Source organism: Streptomyces olivochromogenes, assembly GCF_021538895.1.
In the GTDB taxonomy this organism is placed as follows: Bacteria; Actinomycetota; Actinomycetes; order Streptomycetales; family Streptomycetaceae; genus Streptomyces; species Streptomyces olivochromogenes_A.
The window spans coordinates 20,772-27,165 of sequence record NZ_JADDRL010000122.1; the positions used below are offsets into that span (position 1 = coordinate 20,772).

At 68.0% G+C, this 6,394-nt stretch carries 7 protein-coding genes; 2 read left to right on the forward strand and 5 right to left on the reverse strand.

Annotation, left to right across the window (positions count from 1 at the left end):
• Window positions 1-35: 35 nt before the first annotated feature.
• Window positions 36-659 (forward strand): HAD family acid phosphatase, encoded by a 624-nt coding sequence (locus IPZ69_RS38565; protein WP_235459385.1) that lies wholly within the window; start codon window positions 36-38, stop codon window positions 657-659.
• Window positions 660-739: 80 nt separating this feature from the next.
• Here IPZ69_RS38565 and IPZ69_RS38570 read toward each other — a convergent pair whose 3' ends face one another.
• The gene (locus IPZ69_RS38570; protein ID WP_235459386.1) at window positions 740-3,265 is read right to left on the reverse strand and encodes an ATP-dependent Clp protease ATP-binding subunit; all 2,526 of its coding nucleotides are present in this window, start codon (window positions 3,263-3,265) and stop codon (window positions 740-742) included.
• Between the two features lie 430 nt (window positions 3,266-3,695).
• Between IPZ69_RS38570 and IPZ69_RS38575 the strand changes: the two genes are divergently transcribed.
• Window positions 3,696-4,364, forward strand: a complete 669-nt coding sequence (locus IPZ69_RS38575) for an SCO3374 family protein (protein WP_235459387.1) — start codon at window positions 3,696-3,698, stop codon at window positions 4,362-4,364.
• Here the strand turns inward: IPZ69_RS38575 and IPZ69_RS38580 are convergent.
• The 4 genes from IPZ69_RS38580 to IPZ69_RS38595 form a co-directional block, all read right to left on the reverse strand.
• Window positions 4,343-4,678 carry a histone-like nucleoid-structuring protein Lsr2 gene (locus tag IPZ69_RS38580; protein WP_235459388.1) on the reverse strand — a complete coding sequence of 112 codons (336 nt, stop codon included), beginning with the start codon at window positions 4,676-4,678 and terminating at the stop codon, window positions 4,343-4,345. The two genes, IPZ69_RS38575 and IPZ69_RS38580, sit on opposite strands and share 22 nt — an antisense overlap.
• A 232-nt stretch (window positions 4,679-4,910) precedes the next feature.
• Entirely contained in the window at window positions 4,911-5,450 is a 540-nt protein-coding gene (locus IPZ69_RS38585) for an amino-acid N-acetyltransferase (RefSeq protein WP_235459389.1), read from the reverse strand.
• A gap of 9 nt (window positions 5,451-5,459) precedes the next feature.
• The gene (locus IPZ69_RS38590; protein ID WP_235459390.1) at window positions 5,460-5,855 is read right to left on the reverse strand and encodes a BlaI/MecI/CopY family transcriptional regulator; all 396 of its coding nucleotides are present in this window, start codon (window positions 5,853-5,855) and stop codon (window positions 5,460-5,462) included.
• Between the two features lie 183 nt (window positions 5,856-6,038).
• Complete coding sequence (locus IPZ69_RS38595) at window positions 6,039-6,218, reverse strand: hypothetical protein (protein ID WP_235459391.1); 180 nt, start codon at window positions 6,216-6,218, stop codon at window positions 6,039-6,041.
• Window positions 6,219-6,394 lie beyond the last annotated feature (176 nt).

Below are 6,394 nucleotides of genomic sequence, written 5' to 3' on the forward strand. Positions count from 1 at the left end.
GCATGCAGCGTACGGACGTGAGAGGACCCCCACCGATGACCAGACGCCCCTGGGCGCGCCGCCTATCCGTGACCGCCGTCTCCGTGGCCGCCCTGGCCGCGATGGCCGCGCCGGCCGACGCCGCGGCCGCGAGCGACTCCGCGGCCACGAGCAGCTCCGCCGCCAAGGTCGACTACGCCACCTGGCAGAAGGACTGCCAGACGGTGATGGACCAGGCCCTGCCGTACCTGAAGGCCCGTATCGCCGCCGCCAAGCCGGGCGAGAAGCAGGCGATCGTCTTCGACATCGACAACACCACGCTGGAGACCGACTTCGGCTTCACGTACCCGCAGCCGGCCAACAAGCCGGTCCTGAACGTGGCCAAGTACGCCCAGGAGCACGGCGTCTCCCTGTTCTTCGTCACCGCTCGCCCGGGCATCATCTACTGGCCCACCGAGTACAACCTCGAACACGACGGCTACGACGTCTCCGGCCTGTACGTGCGCGGCCTGTTCGACCTCTTCAAGGACGTCGCCGCCTACAAGACCGCCCAGCGCGTCGACATCGAGAACAAGGGCTACGACATCATCGCGAACATCGGCAACAGCGCCACCGACCTGTCGGGCGGCCACGCCGACAAGACGTACAAGCTGCCGGACTACAACGGTCAGCTGTCGTAGTCGCGATTCTCCCCAGCGCACGCGAAAGGGGCCGGTGCTCGAAAGCACCGGCCCCTTTCTTCGGCTCAACCCGCTGAGGGTCAGGCGTCCTTGCTCAGGTTCGGCCCGGCTCCGCCGGCCGCCTGCTCGATCGGCGGGACGTCCGGCAGGGCCGACTTCTCCTCGCCGCGGAAGGTGAAGGTCTTGGTCTCACCCTCGCCCTCGGTGTCCACGACCACGATGTGACCGGGGCGCAGCTCGCCGAAGAGGATCTTCTCGGAGAGCGTGTCCTCGATCTCGCGCTGGATGGTGCGGCGCAGCGGCCGGGCACCCAGCACGGGGTCGTAACCCTTCTTGGCCAGCAGCTCCTTGGCGGACTGGGAGAGCTCGATGCCCATGTCCCGGTCCTTGAGGCGCTCGTCCACCTTGCTGATCATCAGGTCGACGATCCGCAGGATGTCCGCCTGCGTCAGCTGCGGGAAGACGACCACGTCGTCGACGCGGTTCAGGAACTCGGGCCGGAAGTGCTGCTTGAGCTCGTCCTGGACCTTGTTCTTCATGCGCTCGTAGTTGGACTTCGTGTCACCCGTGGCCGCGAAGCCCAGGTTGAAGCCCTTGGAGATGTCCCGGGTGCCGAGGTTGGTCGTCATGATGATGACCGTGTTCTTGAAGTCCACGACCCGGCCCTGGGAGTCGGTCAGGCGACCGTCCTCCAGGATCTGCAGCAGCGAGTTGAAGATGTCCGGGTGGGCCTTCTCCACCTCGTCGAAGAGGACGACGGAGAACGGCTTGCGGCGGACCTTCTCGGTCAGCTGGCCGCCCTCTTCGTAGCCCACGTAGCCGGGGGGCGAGCCGAAGAGACGCGACACCGTGTGCTTCTCGCTGAACTCCGACATGTCGAGGGAGATCAGCGCGTCCTCGTCGCCGAAGAGGAACTCGGCGAGCGCCTTGGACAGCTCGGTCTTACCGACACCGGACGGGCCGGCGAAGATGAACGAACCACCCGGACGCTTCGGGTCCTTGAGGCCGGCGCGCGTACGGCGGATCGCCTTCGACAGCGCCTTGACGGCGTCGACCTGGCCGATGACCCGCTTGTGGAGCTCGTCCTCCATGCGGAGCAGGCGGCTGGACTCCTCCTCGGTCAGCTTGAAGACCGGGATGCCGGTGGCCGTGGCGAGGACCTCGGCGATCAGCTCGCCGTCGACCTCGGCCACGACGTCCATGTCGCCGGCCTTCCACTCCTTCTCCCGCTTGGCCTTGGCGGCCAGGAGCTGCTTCTCCTTGTCGCGCAGGGAGGCGGCCTTCTCGAAGTCCTGCGAGTCGATCGCGGACTCCTTGTCCCGGCGGACGGCGGCGATCTTCTCGTCGAACTCGCGCAGGTCCGGCGGAGCGGTCATCCGGCGGATGCGCATCCGGGAGCCGGCCTCGTCGATCAGGTCGATCGCCTTGTCCGGCAGGAAGCGGTCGGAGATGTACCGGTCGGCCAGGGTGGCGGCCTGGACCAGCGCCTCGTCGGTGATGGAGACGCGGTGGTGGGCCTCGTACCGGTCACGCAGACCCTTGAGGATCTCGATCGTGTGCGGCAGGGACGGCTCGGCGACCTGGATGGGCTGGAAGCGGCGCTCCAGGGCCGCGTCCTTCTCCAGGTGCTTGCGGTACTCGTCCAGGGTGGTCGCACCGATGGTCTGCAGCTCACCGCGGGCCAGCATCGGCTTCAGGATGGAAGCCGCGTCGATGGCGCCCTCGGCGGCACCCGCACCGACCAGCGTGTGGAGCTCGTCGATGAACAGGATGATGTCGCCGCGGGTGCGGATCTCCTTGAGCACCTTCTTCAGGCGCTCCTCGAAGTCACCGCGGTAGCGGGAGCCGGCGACCAGCGCGCCGAGGTCCAGGGTGTAGAGGTGCTTGTCCTTGAGGGTCTCGGGCACCTCGCCCTTGACGATGGCCTGGGCGAGACCCTCGACGACGGCGGTCTTGCCGACGCCGGGCTCACCGATCAGGACCGGGTTGTTCTTCGTACGGCGGGACAGCACCTGCATGACCCGCTCGATCTCCTTCTCGCGCCCGATGACCGGGTCGAGCTTGGACTCACGAGCGGCCTGGGTGAGGTTCCGGCCGAACTGGTCGAGGACCAGGGACGTCGAGGGGGTGCCCTCGGCAGGGCCGCCGGCGGTGGCGGTCTCCTTGCCCTGGTAGCCGGAGAGCAGCTGGATGACCTGCTGCCGCACCCGGTTGAGATCGGCGCCCAGCTTGACCAGGACCTGGGCGGCGACGCCCTCGCCCTCACGGATCAGGCCGAGCAGGATGTGCTCCGTGCCGATGTAGTTGTGGCCCAGCTGGAGGGCCTCGCGGAGCGACAGCTCCAGGACCTTCTTGGCACGGGGAGTGAAGGGGATGTGCCCGGACGGGGCCTGCTGGCCCTGGCCGATGATCTCCTCCACCTGCTGGCGGACCGCCTCAAGCGAAATGCCGAGGCTCTCCAGGGCCTTTGCGGCGACACCCTCACCCTCGTGGATCAGGCCCAGGAGGATGTGCTCGGTGCCGATGTAGTTGTGGTTGAGCATCCGGGCTTCTTCCTGAGCCAGGACGACAACCCGCCGCGCGCGGTCGGTGAACCTCTCGAACATCGTTAATCGCTCCTCAGAGCGGTCAGGCAGTGGGGGGAACTTCCCCTCCCTGTCCTTCCGCAGCTTAGTCCCGCAAGCGGGGACCGCTCATTCCAACTGCCGACACCGTCGATGGCCTCCTGACCCCGAACGCCGACATCTGCTCCAACCCGATGGTGCGAGACGATGTTCCCGCAGGCCAGGCAGTTACCCCACTCGCCAGTACGCCGATGGCGAACGTGAGACGTCCCGTCCTGCGTGTCGCCCCCTCCCACTAGGGATGTCTTACCCGCAGCGACGGACAGTCCATGCCGAGCGCACCGGTTCCCTCCGCTATGGGCGAACAACCTTGCGCCTCCCCAGCCCCCCACGCGCCCCCTTTTTCGGCACTGTGCGCAATCGTCGATATACCCAGCGTAACCCGCGGGCGTTCGCGACGGTTGCAGTTGGCATGGCTGGCGCAGTCCCACGGGTACCACTCCCCCGTCGTCCACTCGATCCGCACGGTCAGCGGCGGCGCCGACGCGATCCGGGCGCTTCCGGCACCCGGATCCGGCACTGGTACGAGAACGAACTGGGGTGGGCGACAGTGCCCGGTGAGCCGGTCGGGCTGCGCACCGGCCTGCGCTTCGACGTCCTGGACGTACCGGCCGAGGCGGGCGCCGCGGCGCTGCGGCGCCTGGGGCCGGGCTCTCCCGTGGCCCTGCAGGGCGACCGGATGCGGCTGCTGGTGGCCGCGGGCGGCGCGGAGGAGCTGCCGGGGCTGCTGGACTGGCTGGAGTGGGGCTCACTGGCCCTCGACCTGGTCGCGCTGGGCGCGGACGGGCGCATGGACGCGCCACCGCCCCCCGAGCCGGTCTCCACCGGACCGCGACCGCTTGTCGGGTCGTCCGGGTCCGGGACCGGCCCCATGCAGGGGGCCGCCGTGTGGCTGCGGCCCCCCGAGCCGGGATGCGGGGTCGAGGCATCGCTGCCGAGCTTGTCGGCCATGGGGGGCGTCGTGGGGGGCGCCCCCGATCTCGTGCGACTGGTGGACACGGTGGCGACACAGTGCCACCGGATCCGGCTGCGGCGCGCATGCGCCGGGCCGTCGGCTTCTCAGCCGTTGGCCTTCTCGTAGGCCTCGCGGATGGACGCGGGAACACGGCCGCGGTCGTTGACCTCGTAACCGTTCTCCTTCGCCCAGGCACGGATCTGCGCGGTGTCCTGGCTGCCACCGGAAGCGGCACGGGCCTTTCCGCGACCGCCCGAAGCACGGCCTCCGGTACGACGACCACCCTTCACATAGGGGTCGAGAAGGCCGCGCAGCTTGTCCGCATTGCTGGTCGTGAGATCGATCTCGTACGTCTTGCCGTCCAGCGCGAACGTCACGGTCTCGTCCGCCTCGCCGCCGTCGAGGTCGTCGACAAGAAGGACCTGAACCTTCTGTGCCACCGGATTTCCTTTCATCGATAACTTGAGGGCCGGGGGTGTGCGGCGTCCGCCGTTTCGCCGCCCCCTGTTATATGCAGTACTGCAGTACGTCGGAAAGCAAACCGCTTTTGCGGGAAAAACACAAACCCCTGGGAGAGACTCAGGGGGTACCCCGACCCGGAAACATGCGCGTTTCGGACATAGGGAACCTGGGCAAGCCCGGAGGGCCGGAATACCCGGCGAAGCCCGGCGATCACAGATGCAGAAGCATCCGGCTGTTGCCCAAGGTGTTCGGTTTCACTCGTTCGAGACCGAGGAACTCCGCGACGCCCTCGTCATAGGAACGCAAGAGCTCCGCGTAGACATCCCTGTCCACCGGCGTCTCGCCGATCTCGACGAAGCCGTGCTTCCCGAAGAAGTCCACTTCGAAGGTCAGACAGAATACGCGGCGAACGCCGAGCCAACGCGCGGTCTCCAGCAACTTCTCCAGCAACTGGTGCCCGACGCCGGCGCCCTTCAGTCCGGGCTTCACCGCGAGAGTGCGGACTTCCGCGAGGTCTTCCCACATCACGTGCAGTGCGCCGCAGCCGACCACCTCAGTACTCGAGCCGGCGCCCCGTTCCGCGACCCAGAACTCCTGGATGTCCTCGTAAAGCGTCACCGTCGCTTTGTCGAGCAGGATGCGGTCGCGGACGTAGGCGTCGAGGAGGTGGCGCACGGTCGGCACATCGCTGGTCCGGGCCCGCCGGACGGTGATGGCTTTCGGGGTGACTTCGGGGCGCTCTGCGGACATGAGCGGACGCTATCGGTCGCCGCCGTCCTGTGCCGAGCCGGGGTTCTGGTCCCCGGTATCGGTGACGGTATCCGGGGTTTCCGGTCCCTGGACGATGCGTACGGCGTCACTGAGGGCCTGGCGCTGTTCGGCGCTCATCATCCCGAAGAAGGCGACGAGAGCGGCGGCGGGGTTGTCGCTCTGCGACCAGGCGTCGTTCATCAGGGCGGCGGCGTACGCGGCGCGCGTGGAGACGGCCTCATATCGATAGGCCCGGCCTTCCGCCTCACGGCGCACCCAGCCCTTCTGATGGAGATTGTCCAAAACGGTCATCACGGTGGTGTAGGCGATGGACCGTTCCTGCTGAAGGTCTTCCAGGACTTCTCGAACGGTCACCGGGCGGTTCCACTTCCACACCCGCGTCATGACCGCGTCTTCGAGTTCTCCCAATGGGCGAGGCACAGCTCAGAACAATAGTGGGAGATCCCGGCAATGGCGTGCCGGACGTGCACTTTCGGTTGCAAATGGGGACAAAAAGGGCGTACGGCTCGAAAGTACGAGCCGTACGCCAAGAGGTCCGGCCGGGGCCGGGCCGGGGCCGGGGCTGCTTCAGGCGTCGCCGCCGGCGGAGACCTCGCGGACGCCCTCCGAGCGCGCGAGGGCGGCGTCGACGGCCGCGTCCTCCTTGGCCTTGGCGGCCCCGCCCTGGGTCTTCACGATCACCCTGACCACACCGATGAAGAACACGGCCATGACGACCGGAGGCACGAGCGCGGAGACGTAGTCCATGCCTCCAGGGTAGCCACGGCATCCGCCCCGTCCCGGCCGGGGTGCCCCCGCCGCGCCGTCGTCCTCACCCCGCCGCGAGCCGCTGCTGCGGGGGATCTTCGGAGGGCGGGTTCGGCTTGCGGCGGGGGAAGACCTCGCCCGGAGTGGGGATCGGGCGGTGCGGTTTCGGGGCGGGC

Excerpts from the sequence above, each read along its gene's own strand:
- IPZ69_RS38595 (WP_235459391.1), bottom strand. The coding sequence starts at position 6,218 with ATGGACTACGTCTCCGCGCTCGTGCCTCCGGTCGTCATGGCCGTGTTC.
- IPZ69_RS38585 (WP_235459389.1), bottom strand. The coding sequence starts at position 5,450 with ATGTCCGCAGAGCGCCCCGAAGTCACCCCGAAAGCCATCACCGTCCGG.
- IPZ69_RS38570 (WP_235459386.1), bottom strand. The coding sequence starts at position 3,265 with ATGTTCGAGAGGTTCACCGACCGCGCGCGGCGGGTTGTCGTCCTGGCT.
- IPZ69_RS38575 (WP_235459387.1), top strand. The coding sequence starts at position 3,696 with ATGGCTGGCGCAGTCCCACGGGTACCACTCCCCCGTCGTCCACTCGAT.
- IPZ69_RS38565 (WP_235459385.1), top strand. The coding sequence starts at position 36 with ATGACCAGACGCCCCTGGGCGCGCCGCCTATCCGTGACCGCCGTCTCC.
- IPZ69_RS38590 (WP_235459390.1), bottom strand. The coding sequence starts at position 5,855 with ATGACGCGGGTGTGGAAGTGGAACCGCCCGGTGACCGTTCGAGAAGTC.